At 55.3% G+C, this 25,417-nt stretch carries 25 protein-coding genes; 10 read left to right on the plus strand and 15 right to left on the minus strand.

What is annotated here, in order from left to right:
• The first annotated feature begins 20 nt into the window (after positions 1–20).
• The 8 genes from K3729_00405 to mdoH all read left to right on the plus strand — a co-directional run bounded on the left by K3729_00405 (position 21) and on the right by mdoH (position 10,366).
• Entirely contained in the window at positions 21–827 is an 807-nt protein-coding gene (locus K3729_00405) for a DMT family transporter (GenBank protein UWR00883.1), read from the plus strand.
• A 77-nt stretch (positions 828–904) separates the two neighbouring features.
• Positions 905–1,369 (plus strand): DUF302 domain-containing protein, encoded by a 465-nt coding sequence (locus K3729_00410; protein ID UWQ99300.1) that lies wholly within the window; start codon positions 905–907, stop codon positions 1,367–1,369.
• A gap of 28 nt (positions 1,370–1,397) precedes the next feature.
• The gene (locus tag K3729_00415) at positions 1,398–3,011 is read left to right on the plus strand and encodes a thiamine pyrophosphate-binding protein (GenBank protein UWQ99301.1); all 1,614 of its coding nucleotides are present in this window, start codon (positions 1,398–1,400) and stop codon (positions 3,009–3,011) included.
• Positions 3,011–4,192 carry a CoA transferase gene (locus K3729_00420; protein ID UWQ99302.1) on the plus strand — a complete coding sequence of 394 codons (1,182 nt, stop codon included), beginning with the start codon at positions 3,011–3,013 and terminating at the stop codon, positions 4,190–4,192. Before K3729_00415 ends, K3729_00420 begins: the two co-directional genes overlap by 1 nt.
• Positions 4,193–4,341: 149 nt before the next feature.
• The gene (locus tag K3729_00425) at positions 4,342–5,715 is read left to right on the plus strand and encodes a tetratricopeptide repeat protein (protein ID UWQ99303.1); all 1,374 of its coding nucleotides are present in this window, start codon (positions 4,342–4,344) and stop codon (positions 5,713–5,715) included.
• A 24-nt stretch (positions 5,716–5,739) separates the two neighbouring features.
• Positions 5,740–6,963: an OpgC domain-containing protein gene (locus K3729_00430; protein ID UWQ99304.1), complete on the plus strand. Its 1,224-nt coding sequence runs from the start codon at positions 5,740–5,742 to the stop codon at positions 6,961–6,963.
• Positions 6,960–8,480: a glucan biosynthesis protein G gene (locus tag K3729_00435; protein UWQ99305.1), complete on the plus strand. Its 1,521-nt coding sequence runs from the start codon at positions 6,960–6,962 to the stop codon at positions 8,478–8,480. Before K3729_00430 ends, K3729_00435 begins: the two co-directional genes overlap by 4 nt.
• Before the next feature lie 23 nt (positions 8,481–8,503).
• Positions 8,504–10,366 (plus strand): glucans biosynthesis glucosyltransferase MdoH, encoded by a 1,863-nt coding sequence (mdoH, locus tag K3729_00440; protein UWR00884.1) that lies wholly within the window; start codon positions 8,504–8,506, stop codon positions 10,364–10,366.
• Between the two features lies 1 nt (position 10,367).
• Here the strand turns inward: mdoH and K3729_00445 are convergent, their stop codons facing one another.
• The 7 genes from K3729_00445 to K3729_00475 all read right to left on the minus strand — a co-directional run bounded on the left by K3729_00445 (position 10,368) and on the right by K3729_00475 (position 14,428).
• Positions 10,368–11,195 carry a polyhydroxybutyrate depolymerase gene (locus tag K3729_00445; GenBank protein UWR00885.1) on the minus strand — a complete coding sequence of 276 codons (828 nt, stop codon included), beginning with the start codon at positions 11,193–11,195 and terminating at the stop codon, positions 10,368–10,370.
• On the minus strand, positions 11,188–11,652 hold the full coding sequence (locus K3729_00450) for a rhodanese-like domain-containing protein (GenBank protein UWQ99306.1): 465 nt from the start codon (positions 11,650–11,652) through the stop codon (positions 11,188–11,190). The genes K3729_00445 and K3729_00450 overlap by 8 nt, the downstream gene beginning before the upstream one ends.
• A 3-nt stretch (positions 11,653–11,655) precedes the next feature.
• The gene (locus K3729_00455; protein UWQ99307.1) at positions 11,656–12,201 is read right to left on the minus strand and encodes an SCO family protein; all 546 of its coding nucleotides are present in this window, start codon (positions 12,199–12,201) and stop codon (positions 11,656–11,658) included.
• Positions 12,198–12,776, minus strand: coding sequence for a hypothetical protein (locus K3729_00460; protein UWQ99308.1), 579 nt, complete (start codon positions 12,774–12,776; stop codon positions 12,198–12,200). The genes K3729_00455 and K3729_00460 overlap by 4 nt, the downstream gene beginning before the upstream one ends.
• Before the next feature lies 1 nt (position 12,777).
• Entirely contained in the window at positions 12,778–13,233 is a 456-nt protein-coding gene (locus K3729_00465) for a hypothetical protein (GenBank protein UWQ99309.1), read from the minus strand.
• A gap of 63 nt (positions 13,234–13,296) precedes the next feature.
• Positions 13,297–13,887, minus strand: a complete 591-nt coding sequence (gene pncA, locus K3729_00470; GenBank protein UWQ99310.1) for a bifunctional nicotinamidase/pyrazinamidase — start codon at positions 13,885–13,887, stop codon at positions 13,297–13,299.
• A 10-nt stretch (positions 13,888–13,897) separates the two neighbouring features.
• A complete protein-coding gene (locus K3729_00475; protein ID UWQ99311.1) occupies positions 13,898–14,428 on the minus strand; it encodes an AAA family ATPase in 531 nt (176 codons plus the stop codon).
• A gap of 138 nt (positions 14,429–14,566) precedes the next feature.
• On the opposite strand from K3729_00475, the gene K3729_00480 reads away from it, so the two are divergent.
• Both K3729_00480 and K3729_00485 read left to right on the plus strand, forming a co-directional pair.
• Positions 14,567–15,817 (plus strand): Hsp70 family protein, encoded by a 1,251-nt coding sequence (locus K3729_00480; protein UWQ99312.1) that lies wholly within the window; start codon positions 14,567–14,569, stop codon positions 15,815–15,817.
• 87 nt (positions 15,818–15,904) lie between these two features.
• Complete coding sequence (locus tag K3729_00485; GenBank protein UWQ99313.1) at positions 15,905–16,810, plus strand: rhodanese-related sulfurtransferase; 906 nt, start codon at positions 15,905–15,907, stop codon at positions 16,808–16,810.
• Positions 16,811–16,987: 177 nt separating this feature from the next.
• On the opposite strand, the gene K3729_00490 is transcribed toward K3729_00485, so the two are convergent.
• The 8 genes from K3729_00490 to K3729_00525 all read right to left on the minus strand — a co-directional run bounded on the left by K3729_00490 (position 16,988) and on the right by K3729_00525 (position 25,415).
• Positions 16,988–18,070: a flagellar basal body P-ring protein FlgI gene (locus K3729_00490; protein ID UWQ99314.1), complete on the minus strand. Its 1,083-nt coding sequence runs from the start codon at positions 18,068–18,070 to the stop codon at positions 16,988–16,990.
• 23 nt (positions 18,071–18,093) lie between these two features.
• Entirely contained in the window at positions 18,094–19,101 is a 1,008-nt protein-coding gene (locus K3729_00495; GenBank protein ID UWQ99315.1) for a flagellar biosynthesis protein FlgL, read from the minus strand.
• A 1-nt stretch (position 19,102) separates the two neighbouring features.
• Positions 19,103–20,539, minus strand: coding sequence for a flagellar hook-associated protein FlgK (gene flgK / locus K3729_00500; protein ID UWQ99316.1), 1,437 nt, complete (start codon positions 20,537–20,539; stop codon positions 19,103–19,105).
• A 23-nt stretch (positions 20,540–20,562) separates the two neighbouring features.
• The gene (locus tag K3729_00505; protein UWQ99317.1) at positions 20,563–21,867 is read right to left on the minus strand and encodes a flagellar hook-basal body complex protein; all 1,305 of its coding nucleotides are present in this window, start codon (positions 21,865–21,867) and stop codon (positions 20,563–20,565) included.
• A gap of 84 nt (positions 21,868–21,951) precedes the next feature.
• Positions 21,952–22,800, minus strand: coding sequence for an OmpA family protein (locus K3729_00510; protein UWQ99318.1), 849 nt, complete (start codon positions 22,798–22,800; stop codon positions 21,952–21,954).
• 82 nt (positions 22,801–22,882) lie between these two features.
• Positions 22,883–23,632: an FkbM family methyltransferase gene (locus tag K3729_00515; GenBank protein ID UWR00886.1), complete on the minus strand. Its 750-nt coding sequence runs from the start codon at positions 23,630–23,632 to the stop codon at positions 22,883–22,885.
• A gap of 14 nt (positions 23,633–23,646) precedes the next feature.
• Positions 23,647–24,048, minus strand: coding sequence for a hypothetical protein (locus tag K3729_00520; GenBank protein ID UWQ99319.1), 402 nt, complete (start codon positions 24,046–24,048; stop codon positions 23,647–23,649).
• The gene (locus K3729_00525) at positions 24,045–25,415 is read right to left on the minus strand and encodes a tetratricopeptide repeat-containing glycosyltransferase family protein (protein ID UWQ99320.1); all 1,371 of its coding nucleotides are present in this window, start codon (positions 25,413–25,415) and stop codon (positions 24,045–24,047) included. The genes K3729_00520 and K3729_00525 overlap by 4 nt, the downstream gene beginning before the upstream one ends.
• Positions 25,416–25,417 lie beyond the last annotated feature (2 nt).

Here is a 25,417-nt window from a genome sequence, read left to right on the forward strand (position 1 = left end):
TCGCCATGGTTGTTGGTGCGATGATCCTGATCGTTGGTGGTGATGTGGCCGGTCGGATGTTGACCAGTGCCGGATTTTCACAATTTTTCGTAGCTTGGGCCCGTTTTGCCTTGGCGGCCGTCGTTCTTGCCCCTGTCGTCGGCCTTCAAAAAGGTGAAATGCGGCTTTTGCTGAAACCTGCGTTGATGTTTCGCGCCTGCCTGATCGCAGGGGGGATCGCGTCAATCCTGACTGCGCTCAAGACCGAACAGCTGGCGACTGTGTTTGGCGGTTTCTTTGTTGGGCCGATCATTTCTTATGCACTGTCCGCCATATTCCTTAAGGAAAACGTAACGATCCCCCGCACGGTTCTGTTGTTGGTCAGCTTTGGCGGTGTATTGTTGGTCGTGAAGCCGGGATTTGGGATGACACCGGGTCTTGGATTTGCGTTGCTGGCTGGCGTTTTCCACGGCAGCTACCTTGTCGCGACGCGGTGGTTGGCAGGATCCTATCGCCCACGATTTTTGCTGTTTTCCCAGCTTGTTATCGGTTCCATTGTCTTGGCCCCGCTCGCGATCGCGCCGCTGCCGTCGATGACTGTGCCATTTGTCGGGTTCATTACGATCAGCGCGATGGGGTCAGCGATCGGTAACCTGTTGCTTGTGCACGCAAATCGCGCGGCAGAGGCATCCGTGATCGCCCCTTTGATCTATAGCCAGATCATCATCGCGACCGTCTTTGGGTTCCTGTTCTTTGGCGAATGGCCCGATTCAATTGCCCTATTGGGCCTCGCCGTGATTATCACCGCTGGTGCTGGATCGATCTGGGCGGCAGGCCGCGCGAAATAGGTGATCTGTCGCAAACGTGAATTTACCAAACGCACGAAGTGATGGATGCAAGAGGCCTGATAACAAAGGATGTCCCGATGCGTTTGATTTTGATTGCGATACTTGCCCTCTGGTCCGCGTCTGCGATGGCCCAATCCGTGACCCCGCGCGATGGTTGGGTTGTTATGGATAGTGACAAACCTTTTGATGTTTTGCTGAGCGATTTGCGCGAAGCGGTCAGCGCCAATCAGATGGCCGTCGTGACCCAAGCGGGCCCGACAGGTGCCGCTGCGAACCGTGGCATCACGATCCCTAACAACCGTGTTGTCGGGGTTTTCAACAATCTGTTCGCCGTTCGCATCCTGAACCTGTCCACGCCTGCGATGATTGAAGCCCCGATCAGGTTTTACCTTACCGAAACAGAAGATGGCGCTGCGACCCTGTCTTATAAGACACCTTCGTCTGTGTTCGCCCCCTATGTCGATGACGCAGATCCCGATCTTTTGGCCGCCGCGACCGAGTTGGACGCCATTTTTCTGGCGATTGCCACCGCCGCCCGCTAAGACATTCTAAACAGTTCAAGGATACAACATGACCGAGACTTTGCGCGCCGCTGATGTGCTTGCCCGTCGATTGTATGAAGCAGGATGCCGGCACGCATTCGGCATGCCCGGTGGTGAAGTTTTGACGCTGATCGACGCGTTGGAAGCCGCCGGCATTCAGTTTCATCTGGCACGGCACGAAAATGCCGCCGGTTTTATGGCCGAAGGGGTGCATCACGTGGACGGCGCGCCTGCGATCTTGGTGGCGACAGTTGGTCCAGGTGCGATGAACGGCGTGAACGTGGTTGCGAACGCGGAACAGGATCGTGTGCCATTGATCGTGCTGACGGGCTGCGTCGATGCCGCTGAAGCCGAACAATATACGCACCAAGTGCTTGATCATCGGAAGGTTTTCGACCCGATCACAAAGGCGACGTTCACGCTGGATGCTGCCGCCGCCGGGATTATCGCCGAAAAAGCAGTTGGTATCGCAACTGAAGGGCGTTCTGGCCCTGTGCATATCGACGTGCCGATCTCGGTTGCTGACTCCCCTGCCGTGCCTGCACCGTTCCGCCGCGCTGTCGCGAGTGATGTTGTTCCCGTCGGAACCGATTTGAGCACCGCACGCGATTGGCTTGCCGAGGCCAGCCGTCCGGTGATGATTGTGGGTTTGGATGTTATCAAAGACAAATCCACCGAAACACTTCGGGCGTTTGCAGAAATTCACGGCGTTCCTGTCATCACGACCTACAAGGCGAAAGGCGTTTTGCCTGAAGATCACCCGCTTTGTCTTGGCGGTGCTGGTCTGTCGCCTTTGGCCGACAAACACTTGTTGCCTTTCGTTGACGAGGCCGACCTGATCATTTGTGTCGGCTATGATCCCATTGAAATGCGGCCCGGTTGGCAGAATGCGTGGGATCCGATTGTGACGAATGTCATCGATATCACGGCAGCGCCCAACCATCACTTTATGCACCAAGCCACGCTCAGTTTTATTGCCGATACGGGCGCTACGCTTGCCGCCTTGTCCGAAGGCATTCCGCCCTGCACGACATGGCCAGACGGTGAAATTGCGGAAGTTAAGACAGCGCTTTCCGCCGCGTTCCCTCGTGACGAAGAATGGGGGCCCGGCGCTGTGATTGCTGAATGTCGCGACGCATTGCCGATGGACACGATTGCGACCGTTGATAGCGGGGCGCACCGGATTTTGCTGTCGCAGATGTGGGAATGCGCCGATCCGCGGACCTTGCTGCAGTCAACCGCGCTTTGCACGATGGGATGCGCGGTTCCGCTTGCCATTGGGGCCAAACTTGCCGCGCCTGAGCGCACAGTGGTTAGTTTTTCTGGCGATGCCGGTTTGCTGATGGTGGCTGGTGATCTGTCCACCGCGGCTGAAAATGCCCAAAACACGATTTTCGTCGTGTTTGTCGATCAATCGCTTGCGTTAATTGATTTGAAACAACGCGGTCGTAAGCTGGATAACAATGGCGTTGATTTCAGGGGCCATGACTATGCCGCCATCGGGCGCGCGTTTGGCGGACATGGTGCAACTGTAACAAATAGGGCGGAACTACGCGCTGCATTGGAGGCGGCGCAAACAGCTGACAATTACACGTTGATCGCAGCTGTGATCGACAAACATGCGTATGATGGACGTATCTGATGGCAGGTGCACTGGATGGTCTGCGTATCCTTGATTTGACCCGTATTTTGGCAGGTCCGACATGTACGCAATTGTTAGGTGATCTTGGCGCTGAAGTGTTGAAGATTGAAAACCCCGGAACTGGCGGGGATGATACGCGCAGTTGGGGGCCACCTTTCGCCGAGGGCACTGATGGTGAACCAACCGACCTGAGCGCATATTTCATGTGCGCGAACCGCAACAAGCTGTCCGTGGCTGTTGATATCGCTACACCCGAAGGCCAAGATACGATCCGCGCTTTGGCCGCAGAATGTGATGTTGTCATCGAGAATTTCAAACCCGGCGGGCTTGCCAAATACGGGCTTGATGCTGCGACGATGCTCGAGAATGATCAGAGCCTTGTTTATTGTTCTATTTCTGGGTTCGGGCAAACCGGACCGAATGCGAACAAACCCGGTTACGACCTGATGGCGCAAGGTTTTGGTGGCATGATGTCCCTGACTGGTGCGCCGGACGGGGAGCCGATGAAGGTTGGTGTTGGGATCGCTGACGTGATGTGCGGCATGTATGCGACCATCGGGATCTTGGCGGCGCTGCGTCACCGCGACAAAACCGGTGAAGGCCAACATATCGACGTCGCCCTTGTCGACAGTCAGATCGCGTGGCTGATCAATGAAGGCGTCAACCACCTGACGACCGGCGAATTGCCGAAACGGCGTGGCAACGGTCACCCGAATATCGTGCCCTATCAGGTTTTTGCCACGAACGACGGCCATGTGATTGCAGCGGTCGGAAACGATAGCCAGTTTCGCCGGTTTTGCGAATTTCTGGACGTCGCGCATCTGGCCGATGATCCGCTGTATGCAACCAATCCGGCCCGGATTGAAAACCGTGACAGTCTTCTCGCGAAGATCATTCCACTTTTGGCAGCGTTGCCGATGGATGATGTTATTGCGGGGCTCGAGAAACGCAAAGTACCTGTTGGTCCTGTGCAAACGTTGGATCAGGTTTTTGGCAGCGATCAGGTCAAAGCCCGCGACATGATCGCGACGATTCCTTGTGAAGATACGAAAGACGGTGAAGTGCGGGTCATCGGGAATCCCCTGAAATTGTCGAAAACGCCTGTAACCTATCGCCGCCCGCCCCCGCATTTCGGGCAGGACACAGAACACGTTTTAGGCGAAATTCAGCCGAAACGCTGATTTAACAATCACTTACCCGCTGTCATCGAGATAACAGGTCCGTTATTCACGGGTCTGTGAGATTAAATCTTGCTGCACACCCTGTATGTCAGACTTAACAGAAGCGCGGCGTGTCCGTGTAGTATCTTTTTGTAGAACGGGACGAACGCATGACGCAGGATATTTTTGGCCAAACAACGACTGTGGCTGCGGGCCCCGCTTTGGACGCGTGGAACAAGACACAATTGGCGTTTTTGGCGCACGGCGCTGCAACGCCAGGTCATTTGGGTGACGCGCTGACGGCAGCACCCGATTTTGCGTTAGCGCAGGCCGTGAAGGGAATGTTCTACACGCTTTTGGGCCGCCGCGAGTTGATGGAAACCGCGATTGAAGCGTTCGCCGCTGCCCGCGCCGCCGCGCAAGCCACGCCGGTCAGCACCAGAGAACAACATTTCATTGACGCATTGGCCTGTTGGGTTGTTGGACAGCCAAAAGCCGCGCTGGTTCATTTTGAAGCGATCATTGCTGCCGCACCGGACGATATTCTTGCCGTCAAACTTGACCACGCCACACGTTTTGTCGTCGGCGATAACGTCGGCATGCGCCAGATGCTGGAAAAGGTGATGCCTGCTTATGGTCCTGATCATCCGGGTCGCGGCTATCTGATGGGGTGCTACGCTTTTGCGCTGGAAGAGACCGGCGATTATTCCCGCGCGAAATCGGTTGGTCGCGAAGGTATGCTGATTTCACCCGACGATGCATGGGGTTTGCACGCCGTTGCGCACGTGCATGATATGACAGCGGATGCCGCAGGCGGGATCGAATGGCTGACAGGGCGTGAAAACGCGTGGTCCCATTGTAACAACTTCCGCTACCACGTGTGGTGGCACAAGGCGTTGATGCACTTGGATCTGGGCCAGCATGAAACCGTTTTGGACCTGTATGACCGTGAAATCCGTCAGGACAAAACGGATGACTACCGCGATATTTCTAACGCCACGTCGCTTCTGTCTCGGTTGGAATTGGACGGGGTTAATGTCGGTGATCGCTGGGAAGAACTGGCTGATCTGTCGGCGAACCGGACTGAAGATGGCTGTCTGATCTTTGCTGATCTGCACTACATGCTCGCCCTTGTTGGCGACAACCGCGAGACCGAAATCACGACGCTTTTGGGACGTTTGCACCGCGATGCATCCGAGAGCAAAAACGACATGCAAAAAGCTATGGCCGCCCCCGGCGTTGCCGCGGCCGTTGGGCTGGAGGCCTTTGGCGAGGCGGAGTTCGACAAAGCTTTCGTCAATCTCGCCCGTGCGCGCAAAACCATGCAAGATGCCGGTGGGTCACATGCCCAGCGTGATGTTTTTGAACGATTAACTATCGACAGTGGTATTCGCGCTGGCTACTTGGACGAAGCCGAAGACATCCTTGCCGCCCGTACGATGCGTCGGAATGGCCACGAAGATGGCTATGCCGCTGCACGCCGGTCCTTGATTTCAAAGGGCCGTGCCGCCGCTGGTGTTGCTGCTCGTTTTCCGGCCCAATAAAACCGGATCCAAGGACACCCTTTGATGGCCACTGCCTCTTCTTCAATGCCCCCACGCGTGCGCGATCCGCGGCTCGATTTTTATCGCGGTATTGCGATGTTGATCATTTTTACGTCGCACACGCCCGGAAATTTCTGGGGCGACTGGATTCCCGGTCGTTTCGGGTTTTCTGACGCGACAGAGATCTTCGTGTTCTGTTCGGGCATGGCATCAGCCATTGCATTTGGCGGCAGTTATGACCGTCGCGGCTGGGTTTTGGGCACCGCGCGGGTGCTTTTCCGGTGTTGGCAGGTCTATTGGGCGCATATCTGTTTGTTCTTCGCTTTGGCGTTCATGCTGATCGCGCTCGACAGTTTCGGGTTCGAAAAGAACTACGTGAATAGTTTGAATCTTGGTCAGTTTTTCAACGACACCAAGGACCACCTGTTCGGGCTGCTGACCCTGACCTATGTGCCGAACTATTTCGACATTTTGCCGATGTATATCGCCATCCTGCTGATGATGCCGATCGTCATGGGGTTGGCGTCGGTGCATGTTGGGCTGGCTTTCGCGTTCTGTGCAGCCCTTTGGTTTATCGCGCAAACACGTATCATGATGATGCTTGGGATTGAACAATTTGCCGTATCCCTTCCCGCCTCTTTGACGAGCGATAGGCCGTGGTTTTTTAACCCGTTCGCATGGCAATTAGTGTTTTTCACAGGTTTCGCGCTGGTGCGCGGCTGGATTCCACGCCCACCAGTGAATGCCGTGCTGGTGACGATCGCTGCGATTATCGTGCTTGGCATGATGACGCTATCGCATGTCGCAATACGCGAATGGGGATTTAGCTGGGCCGGTGATTGGCGCCGTGCCAATCCGCATTTGGTGACAAAAACCGATTTCGGTCTTGGCCGTTACACACATTTTCTGGCGCTTGCGTACCTCGCCTATGCGGTCGCTGGCGATGGTGGACGGCGTTTGATCATCACGGGCCGCAACGTGTTGGCAAGGATCGGCGAAACACTCATCGCGTTGCTGACGAAAGTCGGCCAACAATCGCTTGCCGTGTTTATCGTGTCGATGATGCTCTCGATTTTTGTAGGGGCGATCTTTACTGAAACAGGAACGACGGCTGATGATGTCACGGCCTTCAAGTCACACACGATGGTCGCTGCCGGAAATATTCTTGGATGGGCCTTCTTAGTGTTCATCGCCTACACCGCCGCTTGGTTCAAAAGCCAACCTTGGAGAAAGTCTGCAACAGGATGATTTCACGACGCGCTCTTCTTGCCAGCATGGCCGCTGCCGCCGCTTGTCCCGCATGGGCGAAGCCTGAATTGGTGATCGCAGAGGCCCCATTCACGCCCGACACTGTCGTCGAAATGGCCCGTACGCTGGCCCAATCTGCATATGAACCTGTGCCGCAAATCCCGCAGGAATGGCTTGATCTGACCTATGATCAGTTTGCCCACATCTGGTTCGATCCGCGTAACGGTATCTGGGTCGATGAGGATCGTCCGCTGAAAATGGACCTGTTTAACGCTGGCCTTTATGTCCCGCGTCCCGCGCAGGTGAACCTTGTCGAAGACGGTATGGCCAAGACGCTCGGTTTTGACATTAACCTGTTTGATACCACCGACGAATTCCCCGATCTGCCGATTGGCGATACGATGGGTTATTCTGGGTTCCGGCTGCGTGCTGCGCTGAACAGACCTGATATTTTTGAAGAATTCGTCGTGTTCCAAGGTGCGTCCTATTTCCGTGCGATCGGGAACGGTCAAACTTACGGACTATCCGCGCGTGGTCTTGCCTTGCGCACGGGCGATCCGAATGGCGAAGAATTTCCAGATTTCACGAAATTCTGGATCGAAGCCGCGAAGCCCGGCGATACCGAATATGTCGTGCATGCCCTGCTGGATGGGCCGTCTACGACTGGTGCCTACACGTTCCGCATTGGTCATGGTGACGTTGGTGAACCGACCGTCATGGACGTTGACGCAACGCTGTTTCCGCGTGTTGATCTGATGCATGTCGGGGTCGGCCCGCTGACGTCAATGTTCTTGTTTGATGAAACGAACCGGAACCGTTTTGATGATTTCCGTCCCGCCGTGCATGACAGCGAAGGTTTGCTGATCCTGAACGGTAACGGCGAAAAGATATGGCGGCCGTTGGCGAACCCGACTCGCGTACAAGTGTCGTCTTTCACCGATATGGACCCGCAGGGCTTTGGTCTGATGCAGCGGAACCGGACTGCAGATGACTACGCCGATCTTGAAGCGCATTACGAGGGCCGTCCGTCTTTGTGGATCACGCCAAAAGAAGGTTGGGGGAAAGGCGTCGTGGAACTTGTCGAAATTCCAGCGGACAAGGAAATCTACGACAACATCGTCGCGTACTGGCGCCCGTCGGAACCGTTGATGACGGGGTCCGAGCATCGGTTCAGCTATACGATGGCGTGGGGCGATGAGCCGACAGGTCTGCCAGAGGTGGCGCGCGTGACGAACACCCGCGTTGGTAAGGGGTTCGATCAGGTCAAAACCGTCTTTGCCATCGATTTTACCGATCACCCGGATCTGCCTGACGATCTGGACGAGGTTAGTCTGACGATCAGATCAAATACCGGAGAGATTTCGCCAGGCATATTGCAGCGCAATCCTGGCACTGGCGGCGTACGGCTTGCCTTTTCGCTATTGCCGGGCGATGCGCAAGCCGTGGAAATGCGGGCGCAAATGCATGTGAACGGAACCCCTGTCAGCGAGGTATGGCTTTATAGATGGACGATCTAGACCGCCAAAACCAAGCCGGATGGATGCCATCCGAAGCTGCGCGTGCGATGCCGATCCAGTCACTGGACCAGCCCTATCGGGATGCGACCGCCCCTGCGCAGGGCACGGCAAAATCACGTACGGTCTGGTGGCGGGCAGCAACGTTTTTGCCAGCAATCGCAGCAACTTGCGCGTTGATCGCCGCCTTCACGGACTGGTTCGCGATGGACGGGTTTTCGGCCTTTGAAGGGGTTGTGATCGCCCTGATCGCCTTCACCTTCTTCTGGATTGCACTGTCGGTCAGCACGTCGTTTCTTGGTGTGGCGAATTTGCTGTGGGCGCGCCCGCGTATTGCGCATGACGGTCCAGTGCCCGCGATGAAGGTCGCCTTGCTGATCCCTGTTTACAACGAAGACACCGCGGACGTGTTCGGCAATGCGGCCGCGATGTTGCAGGCTTTGGATGAACAACAACACGTTCATAGCTTTGATTTGTTTATCCTGTCTGACACGCGTGACCCCGTGATCGCGGACCAAGAAGAACGCGCGTTTTTGGCACTGCGGGCCCAAATGGGCCTTGGTAGCGAAGTCTTTTATCGCCGCCGTATCGAGAACGTGGATCGCAAAGTTGGCAATCTGGCCGACTGGGTCGAAAACTGGGGCGGCGCGTATGACGCCATGTTGGTGCTGGACGCCGACAGTTTGATGGCTGGCGAAGCGATTATCGGCCTGACCGATGCGTTAGCGTGTGATCCTTCGGCTGGGTTGATCCAATCGTTCCCGACATTGTTCGGCGCACAATCCGTTTTCGGGCGAGTTCAACAGTTTTCGAACCGCGTTTATGGCGCTGCGTTGGCCGAAGGTTTGGCCAAATGGACCGACCGAGAAGGCAACTACTGGGGGCATAATGCGATCATCCGATCTGCCGCGTTTGCGTCCTGCGCCGGTCTGCCAAAGGTGAAAAACCGTAAGGGCAACGGGCGCTTGATCCTTTCCCACGACTTTATCGAAGCGGGGCTGCTGCGCCGTGCTGGCTGGTCTGTTCGGTTCTTGCCGCGCATCGGCGGGTCATATGAAGAAGTCCCAGCGACGTTGATTGACTATGTCCTACGCGACCGCCGCTGGTGTCAGGGGAACCTGCAACACCTTGGTTTGTTAGGATCCCGTGGTTTTCACGCCGTGTCGCGGTTTCATTTGATTAGCGGCGCGATGGGCTACCTGATGTCGCCTGCATGGTTTGCCCTGCTGCTGGTGTGGGCTTTGATCGGCAATGGCCAAGAAACAAACGCGATCCGCTATTTTTCAGGCTTTGATCCTCAGGTGAGCTGGCCGGTTATGTCGACCGCAAATTCGCTCGCGATCTTGGCATTTATGTATGGTATGCTGCTGGCCCCCAAACTGATGAGCGCCGCTGCGGCATCACGCTCGGGCATCACAATGCGCGATATGGGTGGGGTATTCCAGTTTTTGGGGTCTCTGATCGCCGAGATCATGCTGTCGATTTTGTACGCGCCAATCATGATGGTGCAGCAGACGATTGCGGTCCTTCGCACAGCGATCGGATATCAGGAAAAGTGGAACCCACAGCAACGACGGGGCGGCACATATAGCCTTGGCGTGATGATCAAGTTCCACATCGTTGAAACGATCATGGGGGCCGCGATGATCGCGGGCATGACCCAAGGTCTGGTCACGCTCTGGCTTTTGCCGATTGCGATCAGCCTGATTGGCGCTGTGCCGCTGTCGGCGCTGAGCGGTGTGAACCTTGGCGCGAAAGGCTGGTCTGGTCGGCAAATGGGGACGCCCGAGCACCTGAATGCCCCGCGCATTATTCGCGTGGCAATGGCGGAACGGCAGCGTTTTGCAGCTGTGCTGGCGACGCCTGAAAATGGCATCGCCGCTGAATAGGCTAATCCGACAGCGCTTCGAACCAGTCTAGCATGTAGGTTGACCAGCCGCGCGGAATACCGTGGCCGCCGGGATGCAAGACGAATTCAAGCGCTGTGCCTGCATCGCATTCTTCCCAAGTTCGCACCCAAAAATCACCTGACGTGTCAAAGGTGTCGGCCCGCAGCCCATCGCACCCATTTTCCGCACGCCACAGACCCATTGCATGCCAAACATCCCCTTGCAGGATAGTGCCATTCCCCAACGGGCGGCCTTCTAGCGGCACGGTTTTGTCTTTCCAGCCATGCGTATGCAGCAGTTGAACCGGTCCAGCGCAATCAACTGGGTGGGGGCGCCAAAAGCTACCCCCAACGGGCGCATAGGCCGCAAACGCGGTCGGATCGTCACAAGCGATATAGCTGGTCATTGAACCGCCAATCGAAAACCCACCAAGGACGATCGCATCGCGATCCACCCCAAACCGCGAAGCTGCATCTTCAGCGACTTGCAGCAGAAACGCCATTTCATCGCGTTGTTGCGGACGGTCGGGGTGAAACGACCAACCGGGGCCGAAACGAGCGTTTTCTCGCTGCAAACCGTTGGGACCAATGACGGCGTAACCGCGACTGTTAAGATTATCGGCCATGCCGCCAGACCGGGTCGACCCCGCGCCGGACCCGCCAGCACCGTGCAAGAACATCAGCGCGGGGATTGGACCATCCGCGGTGTCGGGCAGCGCGATGTGATAGGTGCCCAAAGGCACGTCGCATGGATCGGGGTCAGGGCCACACCCAGCCTGTGCCGTTGACCCGAGTAGCGTCAAGCACAGCGCTGCAGCGCCTTTAGTTATCTGTGACAAGCGGCAATCCTCGCGCGATCCATCCCGGCCCTGCGGCGGAGCCTAACATACCCTCGGGAATGTCTATAATGTTGGTGAAACCGGCTTGGATCAGCTGGTTCGATACCCGCGCAGACCGCACGCCACGGGCGCAAATCAAGGCAACGGGCGCGTTCAGATCGCCCCCAGCCGCTGCTTGGACACGCGCCGCAAATTCGTCGTCGCGTAGATCAATCCGGTGTGCGCCTTCCCCCGATCCGGTCCGCGCCCATTCATCAGGACGGCGGATATCGATCAGCGTGATTTCACCGCGCGCGGTCTGATCAAACGCTTCTGGGGCTGTAAGGATACCCCCCGGGAAATCTTCGGTAATGGCGGAATAAAACAAATTTTGCCCGTCGGCGGCAACAAAACCACCGGCAGATAAAAGGACCAAAGCCCCGCCCCCAAGAAACGCACGTCTGTCCATGAATTAGCCTATATACTTTGAAATTATCGCGATGATTTCGTCATCCGAAAGCACCGGTGGGATCAACGTCAGTGTCGTTCCATCGCCATCGAGCAGGTAGATGAAGCTGCCATGCGCGTAGACCGGCCCGTATTCGGGGTCATCGAACAGGAACTCTTTTTCCACCGAAAAGGCGTCGTAGGCCACCTGCAGTTCAGCTTCGGTGCCGGTCAAGCCGACGAATGCGTCGTGGTACGTCGTGAGCGCAGGACCCAGTGTATCGACAGTGTCTATTTCTGGATCAACGGTGATCATGATTGGGCGAACGATGTGTCCATCTGTCGCCAGTTCATCCGTGATATCAGCCATTTGCGGCAGCACTGACGAACAGATCTGCAAGCAATTCGCATAACCGAAGAACAATAATTGGGCGTGCCCGTTGGGGTCAATATGTGTGCGCTGCGCACCATTTTGATCCGTCAGCTCGTAAGCACCGCCGACCAAAAACGGCAGCCCCTGACCGGACGCCAACATGGGCATCAGCGCAAATAAGATGGCGAGACGATTCATTCTGGGAATACCACATCTTTCAGGGCTTCATCTTCGGCAATGCCAAGACCAAAATACCCTTCAGCTGCAATTTCAGATAAGACGCGCGGATCACGACGGAACCACGGGCCCCGTCCTGCAGCATCTGGATTTTCTTCCGCCCAGTTTTTCGTCCAGTTATTCGCCGTGACCCATTCGTCTTCGCCAACCCGCCGGATTTTCTGGACGAGGTAGATGTTCACCGCACCCAAGTCTTCATCGTACAGTTCCAAACCGTCAACTTCGACGTCTTGACCGCAGTAGGGCAACAGTTCGACAGTCGCACCGGAAAAGACGGTTTGACTGTTTTTGTTTGGGTAGACCAAGACACCATCAACGCTACGCAGCAGACCTAACTGGCGTCGTCCATCACCGCAGTTGTCCGTGCATTGCCCCGCGACCTCGCACAACAGATCGACGACCGTTGCTTCGAAACGCGCTGGATATTCGGCATATAGGTTCCAAGATCGTGCTTCTGATCCTTCTTCGAAATTGACATCTTGCGCCAATGCCGGCGCCGCGAGGAACATGTTCAGAGCGAGTATAGGTTTCCACATCTTAACGATCCCCTTCCGGAATGGCGAAAGGCGGAACCGTTCCGTAGCCTTCGGCATTAAAGACTTGGATATCAAAGTCTTCGACGACTTCTTCGACCACCAAATAATTCAGGCCATCACGTTCATACAGCATCCCGTCCGCCGTGACCGTGTGACTGGCAAGGCGCAGTTGGGTGTCGCCACCCGCGCTTTCGTCGTCGTCTTCGATCTTGAGAACCATGTAGACGGTGCCATCATCGCCGAGCAAACCAACCGGAATCCCACCCGCCGAACACCACAAGGCGCAGGTGTGGTGCGCGGTGCCAACGACGGCGTCAGGACCACCCATCACGCCCGAAAAATAGCACCACGTATCCATTATTTCGCCGGTGATTTGGACACGTGTCCCTTCGTCAGCGGCGGCGGCAGGGCCAGCTATGACGGCCATAAGCGCGGCTAGCTTTTGGATATGTTTCATTCTGGGCTCCTGCTGCGATGCGGTTGTCAGCAGTGTACCCTAGGTCAGCCCATTAAAAGCAAGTCACAACAGAGTGACGCCAGCCTTTTCCATCCCGGACTTTGCGGCATCCAAGGACCCGTCAAAGTCGATCGCACGGCAAAGCGACGTGTTCACTGTGACCTTGTAACCAAGCTGCGCCGCATCAACCGCAGAGAAATTCACGCAAAAATCAGTCGCAAGGCCAACCATCACAAGATCATTGATGCCACGTGTTTGCAGATACCCGTGCAGACCTGTTGGCGTTTCATGGTCGTTTTCAAAAAACGCAGAATAGCTGTCGATGGCTGGATTATATCCTTTGCGAATGATCATATCCGCCGCATTCGTGTTCAAATCCTTATGAAACGCGGCGCCGTCGGTGCCCTGAATACAGTGATCCGGCCACAACACTTGGGGGCCGTAAGGCATGTCCATCATGCTCATCGGGGCCGCGTCGTGCGTCGAAGCAAAGGACGAATGGCCTGCGGGGTGCCAATCTTGCGTCAAGATAACCGCGCCGAAATCCTGCATCAGCGCATTGATACCGGGCACGATAAGGTCGCCTTCGGCCACGGCGAGCGCACCACCCGGGCAAAAATCATTTTGTACGTCGATCACGATGAGGGCTTGCATGGCTATTCCTTTAAAACTTGCGCGGATTTTGACCGATTTGAACAAAAAAGTCACCCACAGCCCGACGGCTTTTCAGGTGAATGACGGTCAAATGGGGATGTTCGGCGATCAGGCGCAACAGGCGCACCCGATGGGATTTGCGCGTATCCCAGATCCATTTCCAAAAGGCGGCTGTGTCGCGATCAATCCGTTCGGGACAGTTTGGTGCGGAATCGGGGCGCGTTTTGCCGTAAGACGTGACCAGACGCTTCAAAACCCGCCAGAACCGAAGGCCAACGGGCAAGTCGATCCAAACCAGCGTATCGGCATTGGCGGCGCGATTGTCATAAGTCGCAGACATCCCCCCTTCAAAAATCCAAGCGTCTTTTGCTTCAATTTCATTGGCCAGCTTAACCTTTTCGGACAGCGGTCGTGGCACCCAGCCGGGCATGTGATGTATCTGATCCATATGAAAAACAGGGAGATCAGTCGCCTGTCCCAGCGCGCGAGCAAGCGTGCTTTTTCCTGACCCCGGTCCGCCGTTAATCATAACGCGTCGCATAGAGCGGACCGTTCTTTGTGGGTCGAAATCAATCATGAGGCGAACATGCCTTTCAATTTTTCGACGTACAAGACCAACAGGGCTTGGCAGTCCACGTTGATTGATTTATCGCCGCGTTTTTCGGCAATGGAGCGGCACATGTTTCCCCAAACACTTGGCATTGATTTTGGCACCTCCAACACCGCTGCAGGTGTGATGGCGGGTGATCGCCCTTATCTGATTGAAGTCGAACCGGGGCAAACGACGCTGCCTACATCGGTGTTTTTCGACACACAACGCAAGGTGACGACCTACGGGTCCGCCGCCAATGCCGCGCTGATCGACGGGCGCGAAGGCCGTTTCATGCGTGCGTTGAAATCGGTACTCGGCACACCGTTGATGCGTGAACGCCGTCAAGTTGCCTATGAAACACTGACCTTGATTGAGGTGGTCGCGCGTTTTCTACGCACGATCCGCGAACGTGCCGAAACCGCGACCGGATTGTCGTTAAAGCATGCAGTGTCAGGTCGCCCTGTTTTGTTTCATTCCAAAGATGCCGCCCGCAATGAGCAAGCCCTGGTAGACCTGCGCGAAGCATACGGGATCGCAGGCTTTGATAGCGTTGAGTTCTTGTTCGAACCAGAGGCCGCAGCGCTTGCCGCGGGAACGACCAAAGGTCTTGGGCTGATTGTAGATATCGGCGGTGGGACGTCCGATTTTTCGATCTTCACGCGCGAAAACGATGAAACCAATATCATCGCGTCCCATGGCGTCCGTGTTGGCGGAACGGATTTTGACAAGTCAATCAGCCTTGCGCGTGTGATGCCACTGCTGGGGCGCGGTGCAGAAATCCGTAATGATATGGGACCGGGCACCTACATTGCCCCCAATGCAATCTATAACGACTTGGCCAGTTGGGAGAAAATTCCGTTTCAATACAACGCCGAAACCCGCAGGATGGCGACGGTTTTTGCAAAGCAGGGTATCGACAAAGCGTTGTTTCAGCGGCTTTACGACACGCTGGATCTGGAATTGGGACACGACATCGCATTCGCCGTGGAACGCGGCAAGATCATGGTGAACAAGCCCGACGCGTCAGACGCGGCGATCGATCTATCCGTACTGGAACCCAATCTGCGGGCCAAAATGACCAACACGCTTCTACGCGATACGCTGTCGGACCATGGCGCAGCGATCCGACAATGCGCGATCGAAACGCTCCAACGCGCCGACATCACGCCGGACAAAATAAACAGCGTTGTCTTCGTGGGTGGGTCAAGCTTGATGCATGTCGTCCGCGACGAAATGCAGGGCCTGTTCCCCGATGCGCGTTTTGTTGATTCCGAAGCATTTACAGCCGTTGCAAGTGGTCTGGCCATCGCGGCCGCCGCAGCTGACGGACGGCGCTAAGGTCTTATTGTTAACGCTTTGAATGACATACGGCGTTTCGGCATGCGTGCTCTTGCCCCTTGCGCTGGACAGGCGTAATTCAAAGCTATGTATATCGTCGCTGCCCTATATCACTTCACCCGTTTCGCTGATCCCAAGGCGTTGCGTGAACCATTGTTGGAATTGTGCAAGACGCACGGAATCGGCGGCACATTGTTGCTGGCCCATGAAGGGGTCAACGGCACGATTGCCGGAACCCGTGCTGGCATCGATGCCGTGCTCACACATTTGCGCGGTCTGTCTGGTTGCGCCGATCTTGAGCATAAAGAAAGCCTATCTGACACGCCGCCTTTCAATCGGATGAAGGTCCGTCTCAAGCGCGAGATTGTGACCATGGGCCAACCCGATGTCGACCCGCTGGCGGGCACCGGCCACTACGTCGATCCTTCAGATTGGAACGCGTTGATCACGTCACCAGATGTCGCTGTCATTGATACACGTAACGATTACGAAGTGGGCATTGGAACGTTTGAAGGTGCCATTGACCCTGAAACAAAAAGCTTCGGTGAATTTCCAGCATGGTGGGAAGAAAACAAGGAACGCTTTCATAACAAGAAAATCGCGATGTTCTGCACGGGCGGCATTCGGTGTGAAAAGTCTACAAATTTCCTGATTGGTCAAGGTGTGGAAGATGTTTACCACCTTAAAGGCGGAATCCTAAAATACCTTGAAGAAGTCCCTAAAGAAGAAAGCACTTGGGACGGAGAGTGTTTTGTTTTTGACGCGCGGGTTAGCGTCGGGCACGGGTTAGAAGAAGGCCCACATATGCTCTGTTATGCATGCCGCCGCCCGATTCTGCCTGAAGATAAGAACCGCGCCGAATACGAAGAAGGGGTGTCGTGCCACCAGTGCTTCAATGAAAAATCGGAAGACGATAAAGAACGTTTCCGCGAAAGACAGAAACAGGTGGCTTTGGCGCGGTTGCGCGGTGAGAAACACATGGGTAGCCTGTAGTCTCAGGTCTTTTTTGGGCGAACGCGTCCAAGGTGGTCCGTTCCAAACGACTAGCGCTATTCAAGTTGGAACAGGGCAAGTTAACGCAGGGCCTGTCGCGTTCGACAATCGGTAAAATGACCCGCCAATTGGCGCAATTGCATTGGTATTTCGGGCCTTCTAGCTGCTTACGCGAAACTAGCGGACAATAAATTCAGCGTGCAAGGCTCCGCTGGCCTTAATGCTTTTTAGGATGTCGATCATGTCGCGTGGCGCAACGCCCAACGCATTTAGACCTGCCACGACTTCGCTTAGTGAAGTGCCTTCACGAATCTCTGCAAGCCCAATACCCGGCTCTTCTTCGATCCCAGCATTTGTGCGCGGGACAACAACGGTCTCACCTGGCGAAAACGGATTTGGTTGCGAGACCAGTGGTGCTTCTTCAATTCGTAGCGTCAATCCACCCTGACTGACAGCGACACGACTGATCCTAACGTCATCTCCCATTACGATCGTACCTGATCTTTGGTCAACGACCACACGCGCACGCCGTTCAGGTTCGACCATTACATTCTCGATACGTCCCAAAGCGTGTGCGGGCGACCTTGCATGCGTACCTGCAATATCAATCCGGACGGTTCCCGCATCCAGCATGACAGCCACGGGATTCCCAAAAGTCGCGTTGATCGCCTGTTCGATGCGGGCAGCTGTCGTAAAATCCGGCGTTCGGAGCGCAAGACGTAAACTGGTGAGCCCCGCGAAATCGAAATCAACTTCTCGTTCGATAATAGCCCCGGACGGAACGACCCCCGCTGTCGGGACGCCCTGCGTTACACGCGCACCTTGTCCCTCGGCGGTCACGCCCCCCGCAATAATTGTACCTTGGGCAACCGCGTAGATCTCGCCATCAGCCGCATTCAATGGCGTCATGATCAAAGTCCCACCAAGAAGGCTTGTCGCGTCCCCAATTGCAGACACAGTCACATCCATCGGACTGCCGGCCCGTGCAAATGGCGGAAGACTTGCGGTGACGAGAACTGCGGCGACATTCTTTGGCCGGAACTGTTCACCTGTAACATTGACGCCAAGCCGTTCCAGGATGTTCGTCATAATGTCTTCGGTAAACGGCGCGTTTCGCAAGCCATCTCCCGTCCCATTCAAACCAACGACCAAGCCATAGCCCAACAAATCGTTCGATCGTACACCATCGAATTCTACCAAATCTTTCAACCTGATAGGCGTGGCCGCAGTAGCAACAGGCACGAATATACAAAATGACATAATCAGAATGTGCTTGAGGAAGATCAACGTAAATACTCCGACAGACTTAGCCGCGACAGGCGCGCCGTCATTGCATAGTGTGTTTCAAGTTGCAGCTGTACTGCCTGTAATTCGGAAGCAGTATCATATGGGTCTGCCTGCGTGATTAGATTACGGGCAATATTTAGCGCGGCTTGCTCTGCACTTTGTGCCACCGAAATCCTTTCGACTTCTTCTTCTGCGTACCCCAGACGCCCTTGAATTCCCGCGACGTCACTTGCGGCGGATTGCAATTGAAGTCCCGCTTCAAACAACAAGCTAACCTTGACCGACTTGTCGAGCCCCGGGATGTCGTCAACAAGGGCGGCAATAACGGCGCCTTTCAGCACAGACTTGATGCCGTCGTCGTCTGCTCTAGCTTCGATCGCAATTTTACTGTCGCCATCCAATCGTTTTTGCTGCTGCGCACCCGTATCGCCAGTGTAACCAAGGGCGGCAAAGCCGCCCGCCGGGTCGTCGAACCACGTGTCCACGGTGGATAGTATCGTCGCGGTGTCCGTTGCCGCCCCGATTTGTGTAAATATGTCCGCTAACATCGCATCAGACGACGTCAAGGCTGCCTGATCAAAGGCCGTTCCTGCAAATAGGCTATCGTCACCGAGTTTGGTGTTCAATGTACTGACCAATCCGTCCAGGCGGGAACGTCCTGCCGCAGCGGCTTGTGTGACTTGAAAATCGGGACTGTCAGGCGTGATCGGCAATAGCTGATCAGCAAGCGCGCCGCGCTGCGCATCAAAATTGTTTAGAGCGGTTTGCATCGCAGAAAGCGTAAGTTGGGTTTCCTTCGCAACAAAGGCTTGCGACGAAAGGACTTTCAAACGGTTGTCGATTGCACTGAAGCGGGATGAATCTCCGTTTGTGGCTTTCACCTTGTCGCTTTTCTCACCGCTGCTTAGCTCATTCACGAGGGTATTGAGGTTCGTTTTGATGGACAGATTTTGGCGCACTTGTTGGAAATGACGGACGCCATCGCCGAGAGATGCGTAGTTCATTTTAAATCTCCATTAAGCGTGACATCATGGCGTCAAGCGTTTGCAATACACGTGCATTTGCCGCGTAGGATTGTTCTATTCTCAAGAGATTTTGGAGTTCTTGATCACTGTCGACACCACCGGCGAGCTCTGCTGTTTTGAGGCTGTCGAATCGGGCCGTTTCGAAGCCAAGGGTTTCTTCTGCATCCAAACGTAGACGCCCCACGGTATTGATGTGATCACTTGCGTGACCAACGGCGCTGCGCGCTGTTCCCCCGCCGATAAGCGCGACGGGATCTTGTAACGCACCCAGCCAACTGTCGATCTGAGCGTTGTTGCCGACTGGACCCAAAACGGTCGCATTCACGCCATCGCGCAAGCGCGAGAGCGCACCGCCCTGCGCCGGCTCAATGTTCGTGTTTACGGTCAAGCGCGCCGCAAGCCCACCGATGTCCAGTGGATCGAAGGCAGCACCCCGATCCGTGAAAAGACCCGGGTCACCGACAGTTAATGTTGGGTCCGTTGATGGAGATTCAAATCGTTGGATCAAGTCGGCAGCCATTTCGTCCAGACCAGTTTGAAGTCCAGTCAAAGTCTGATCCCTCAAAACAAAAGCTGCTTCTAGAGAGCCACCTTTCATCCGTCCGTATCCGTTTCCGAGATCAAGAGGATCGCCATTGAGAGAAACCCCAGCCAAAGCCCCTGACGCCAAAGTCATGTCCGCGACGATCGTCCCGACCGGAGAGAAACCAAAAGTCGCGGGCGATCCATCAATAAGCGCAACGCCGCTTTTTGTATAAAGCGCCACTTGGCCACGCCCCCGATCAATTTCAGTGAGGGGGACAATGGAGGTGATTTTATCAATCGCAGTCTGGCGCGCATCAATCGCTGCAGAAGGATCATTCCCCGACCCAATCAACCGGGTGACATCTGCATTCAGTTTTTCGACCTGTTTGAGAGTCGTATTGAGTGTTTCAACATCAGATGCGATGGCTTTGTCAGCGTCCTGGCGCTGTGTTTGGATCGCGTCAGAATCCGATCGCATCGCAGTGGTCACGTCTTCGAGACGCGACAACACAGTTTGAAGACGCTGTTCAGACGCAGGGTTGCTGCTGGCGCTGATCAACGATTGTTCCAGAGCAGCGATGCGGCCTGCGACACCACTTGGGTCACCTACAGGTCCAAATGCTTGCTCTAGTTGCGATAACGCCGTCGCGCCGCGTTGCTGAGCCCCAACATCAGCTTCTGCATTACGCCGTTCCCGCAGAGCGCCTGCGTCCACAAGACGTGAAACTCCATCTATTTTGACGCCCCCTAGGATGCCCGACGAAAGCGTCAGTTCACGCTTTCCATATCCGTCGGTCAAAGCATTCGACAGATTGGAAGACACGACTTCTGCCATGCGTGCAGAGGCGGTTAAACCACCAGATGCGATGTTAAAGGCGCTGGAAATAGCCATGTCTTCATCCTTTCAAGGAAGGGTTAGCGTTTAATATTTGTGGTTTCTTGCAGCATTTCGTCCACGGTCTGGATGACCTTTGCGTTTGACGAATAGGCCCGCTGGGTCTGAATCAATTGCGTCAGTTCGCCTGCAACATCCGTGGCCGATTCTTCGCGCGCGAAGCTGACGACATCACCGGTTGGCCCGTCCCCCGCGTCCCAAAGGAAGAAACTGCCGCTGTCCGGGGACACCCGATAGCTTTGTTGATCCAACGCTTCCAATCCGTTCACGTTGGACACATCCACAAGTGGCACCTGATACAAGACCCGATTGATACCGCTGTCGAAGGACGCCCGCACGAACCCGTTTGCGTCCACATCAATTGCAGTCAGGCTACCAACGGCGGACCCGTTTTTGGAAATGGACGTAGGTGCAAAGGTGTCAGACAATTGGGTCAAGCCAGTCGCGCTGCCCAATGTTCCGACAGTCAATTCTAGCGGCCCACCGGCGACTGCAAGCGTCACCGACCCCGTTGCGGGATCATAGGGCGCGGTCCCAAGGTTGTCGGTCACATTGAGTAGCGTACCACCGCCCGCGCGCGAAGGATCAAAGTCTAACTGGTAGTCGCCAACAAGCGTACCGCCAGAAGCCGAATCGAAAATCTGCAGCTGCCATTCGTTCGCCGTGCCTGTTGCGGGCACCGTCGGGCTGAATGTCATGGTCAGGTTTGCCGACTTGCCGAGATTATCAAAGTATTCGATCGATAACGTTTCAGCGCCCGTGGTCGACCCTGCTTCTGTAGATGTCGCGGGAAGATTTACGGCAAGGTCAACTTCGGTCGTTGGTTCGCCCGCGAATTGGTTGCTGTTAATCTTGATCGGTTCAAGCCCGTCCACGGAATCGCGCGGTTGCGTCGGGATCGTGCCATCTGCATTTGCGGCCCATCCCAGCAGGACAAGACCCGCGGGACTGCGCAAATATCCTTCTTCATCAGCCCTGAATGACCCTGTTGTCGCGAGCAATAGCGGATTTTCACCGTTTCCAACCTGAACTGACGCTTCTGTTGTTACAGGCAACATGCCCCGACCACGTACCGCCAAGTCTGTGGAGTTCGATGTCGACACCAGCGATCCCCGCTCATCCACCAAACGCCCGGTCGTGGTGCGCACGCCACCCGCAGTGTAACGGCTATTGCTGTCAGAGATCACCAAAGACTGAAAATCAGTTACGGCCCGTTTATACCCAAACGTCGAAGAATTCGCGATGTTGTCCGAAATTGTGGCCAAACGCGTGGCATTGGCGGATAACCCCGCAACACCAGCGTTGAGGGAAGAGGAAATCGTCATATCGGGGCCTTTCTGCTTCAGGAATGACTGCTTCCTTTCACGCCTATCCGATTTCCCCTTAACGCCCCCCTAATGCCGCAAATTTTAGATATCACTTCTGAGAACGATGATTTCGATCCGGTTGTTTCGGACATCGGTACGGTCATCGGCGACGGGATCACGGTCCGCTTCACCGGTGGTCCGCATGATTTTTTGCGGATTGTACCCATCCGCTTCGAGTAGTTCGCGCATCTTCGTCGCCCGTGACGTCGACAATTCCCAGACCGAATTATCACGCACAACAATGGGTTGGGTCCGCACATGGCCTTGGATTGCGAGCGGATTATCAACGATTGGGATGATGTCCGCGAGGATTTTGGCGATGTCATAGGCCACAGGCATCGGTTCGTCCGTGCCTTCTACAAATAATGACGCATCGGGCAGGTCATAGAATTCAATCACCAAACCTTCATCAGTTTGACGTGTCACAATGTGACGCAAGGCGAGTTCTGCAATGATGCTTTCGCCACCGCGCCCCATCAGTTCTTCTTCAAGGTTTTCAAGCGCTTTGACCATCGCCTGCTCTTCGCCGCCTGCTTGCGCTTCGTCAGGGGTTTCGGCTGAATTAATCTCTTCGCCGGAATGCCGCATACTGGCGCCTTCCCCGTCTTTTTGCAGGTTGTCTTGAGAAGTTGTGCTGTCGCCACCGAACATGCCATCACCGCCACCAGAGGTTTTGTTGATCGTCACGGTCGGGGCAAAATAATCGGCCAGCCCAGCGCGTTGTTGTTCGCTGGATGCGTTGAGCAGCCACATCAACATGAAGAACGCCATCATCGCGGTCACGAAGTCGGCATAGGCTACTTTCCATGCACCGCCGTGATGACCGCCGCCTTGAATGACCTTCTTCTTCTTAATGATGATCGGACGGTTATCGCCTGCTGCTGCGCTCATTTTGTGCACCCTTTTGTTGACTTGCAGCCAATAAGGGTGCGGCGCGTAAAGAGAGCCTTAAATACTGATTTTTATGAGATTCTTAGTTCTTGCGCAGTGCGTAAATCTCGTCTGGGCCGCAGAAATCGATTAAGTCATAATTGTGTTCCCGCATCAGTTCGACAATCTCGCGAGTGCCGGTGTTGTTTTCGATCGACCACATGCCGACGCGGTGATCCGCAAAGGGAAAGCTTTGCAAAGCAGCCAGTTCGCCACCTTCGATATCAAGCGACACGAAGTCTGGATCAGTGATACCAGCCTCAATCAGGATCGCTGCAAGCGGCTTTGTCGGGACTTCAATTGTGGTTTCTTTGTGGCGAGGGTTGTCGCGGACGCGTTTCAGCATCGCTTCGTCGTAGCTATGCGATAAACCACTCATTTGCGTAAAACCTTCGGTAACGGTGATAAATTCGGCCGTTCCTTCCTGATCGGCGACTGCATACCCCAGACAAGGGCAACTGCGTGCCGCTTTGGCCCGTTCCAGATTCGCGGCAACCGGTTCGACCAAAACGCCAGTCCAACCGCGCCATTGTTCGAGAAAAACCGTATTGGACCCCGTCACGCCATCGTATCCACCAACATCAACAAAGGTTCCGCCCCGTTTCTGGCGAAAATGACGATCCACGACGACGTCTTGTCCGGCCTGCGACATGAACGCGTAGGCGGGCGTCAGCATTTGCCGGATTTCATGGGCCTTGCGATTGAGATCAGCGCGTTTGCGGGTCTTTTCTGATTTCAGCGCTTGGCTGATCTCGGATTGCGCCTTGAGCAGTTCACGGCGGATTTCATCCATACGTCGCTGAGAAATCATGCGTTTTCCGATGGCGAATAATAGGATTTCTCTTCCACGATTGCGGACCCCAGAAGAAGATTGATTTCTTTCTTGATGGCCGCCCGTTCATCGTTTGTCACATAGACGGACCGCGCCAGCGCCACAAAGCCGGGTCCAAAGTCGCCGCGCCCTTCGAATTCACGGATATCGTCTTCAATGACCCACAAGTCCGCGTTGATCTGATACAGGCGTTCCCAAAGCTGTTGAAGCGCATCCGAAGGCGGCAAGGCGCTGTCAGCGACGCCTTGCAGAGCATCAAATTCGTGCCGAACATGAGCCAACTTTTCCGGATCGGTTATGTTTTCCGACTTCAGCTGCAGAATTGTGAGTTTATCAATCAGTTCGCCGGGGGCGATTGGTACTAAAATATCGTTCATGCGCGGTCTCCAATTCTGGCACGTAGCGCGGTGCCGACCTCTGCCAATACATCGGTCCATTCTAAGGCTTTGCCCTGACGGAAAAGCCGCATTCCCGGATACCAGTCCGTCGTATCCCCTGCGTGTCGCCACACCCAGAACGGGTCCCAATGCAGGATGGTCCAAGTGGGGACGCCGAGGCTACCCGCCAGATGTGCTGTGGCCGTATCGGAGCTGATGACCAGATCCATTTGTTGCATCATCGCGGCGCTATCACCAAAGTTACGTTCCGTTGCGGCCGTATCCACGATGAACGCGTCACTTCCGTCCGCATGAAACTTGGCCAATTCAGGACCTTTGTAGAGCGAAAACAATTGCACACCGGGGATATCCGCCAGCGGCAGGAATTCGGTGTGTGAAAAGGACCGAAAACCATTGCCTTTGTACGTCACAGAACCGGTCCAAACGACACCGACTTTCATCACGTCTTTGAACGGGGCAACGATTGCGGCAGCCCGTTCATTTGCATCGTCTGGAATTGCTAAACGCGTGGGCGCAGGCACATCGTTTGTATCAGCGAAATGGACGCGGGCCATGTCCATCAGATTGATCCAGCAATCGACCGCAGCATTTGGTGGCAAAGTCGTTCCGACCCAATCCGCAGTTTCAAGGTCTTTGAATAGCGGGTAGACCGGTTTTTCAGCCAGAACCCAGACGGTCGCGCCCAGCGCCTTGAGCGCAGGTAAAAACCGCATGAACAATATAGCGTCGCCAAACCCCTGTTCCGGCAGCACAAGGATTGTTTTGCCCTGCAACGGTTCACCCGCCCATTCAGGGAACGGTATCTTGCGCGGCGTCAGTTCATCCGTATTCCAACGGGCCCGATACGTGTCGAAAGCTTCATTGTATAATCCAGCGCCCAATTGCGCGAATGCCAGCTGCATTTGCAATTCGGTGTCGTCCGGATGATCCGGAATAACGCTGGAAAGGTAATCAATCGCCCCCCGATAGTCACCCTGACCGCGCAAGCACCGCCCGATCATGGCCTTTTGGTTTGCATCATCTGGCCGCTGTTCCAAAATCCAACGGCGCGCTGCTATGGACCTGTTGTAGTGACCTAAATCGCTAAGAATATTGGCGTAATTGTTCCGCAGGCCAACGTCGTTCGGCGCATAACGTTGCGCCCGTGCTTGGGCACGCAACGCTTGATGATACTGGCCTTGCTTACGGAACAACGCGCCCAGATTTGACCAAAAGGGCCCATCTTCAGGCACCTGCGCAAGATAGGCCGCATAGGCCTGCACGGCATCGGGCGCGCCATCGGTATGCGCCTTGTGAGCCGCACGACGTAATGCTGCTTGGTCTTTTGTTAGAACGCGGGACGCCATAG

Source organism: Rhodobacteraceae bacterium S2214 (genome assembly GCA_025141675.1).
In the GTDB taxonomy this organism is placed as follows: Bacteria; Pseudomonadota; Alphaproteobacteria; order Rhodobacterales; family Rhodobacteraceae; genus Yoonia.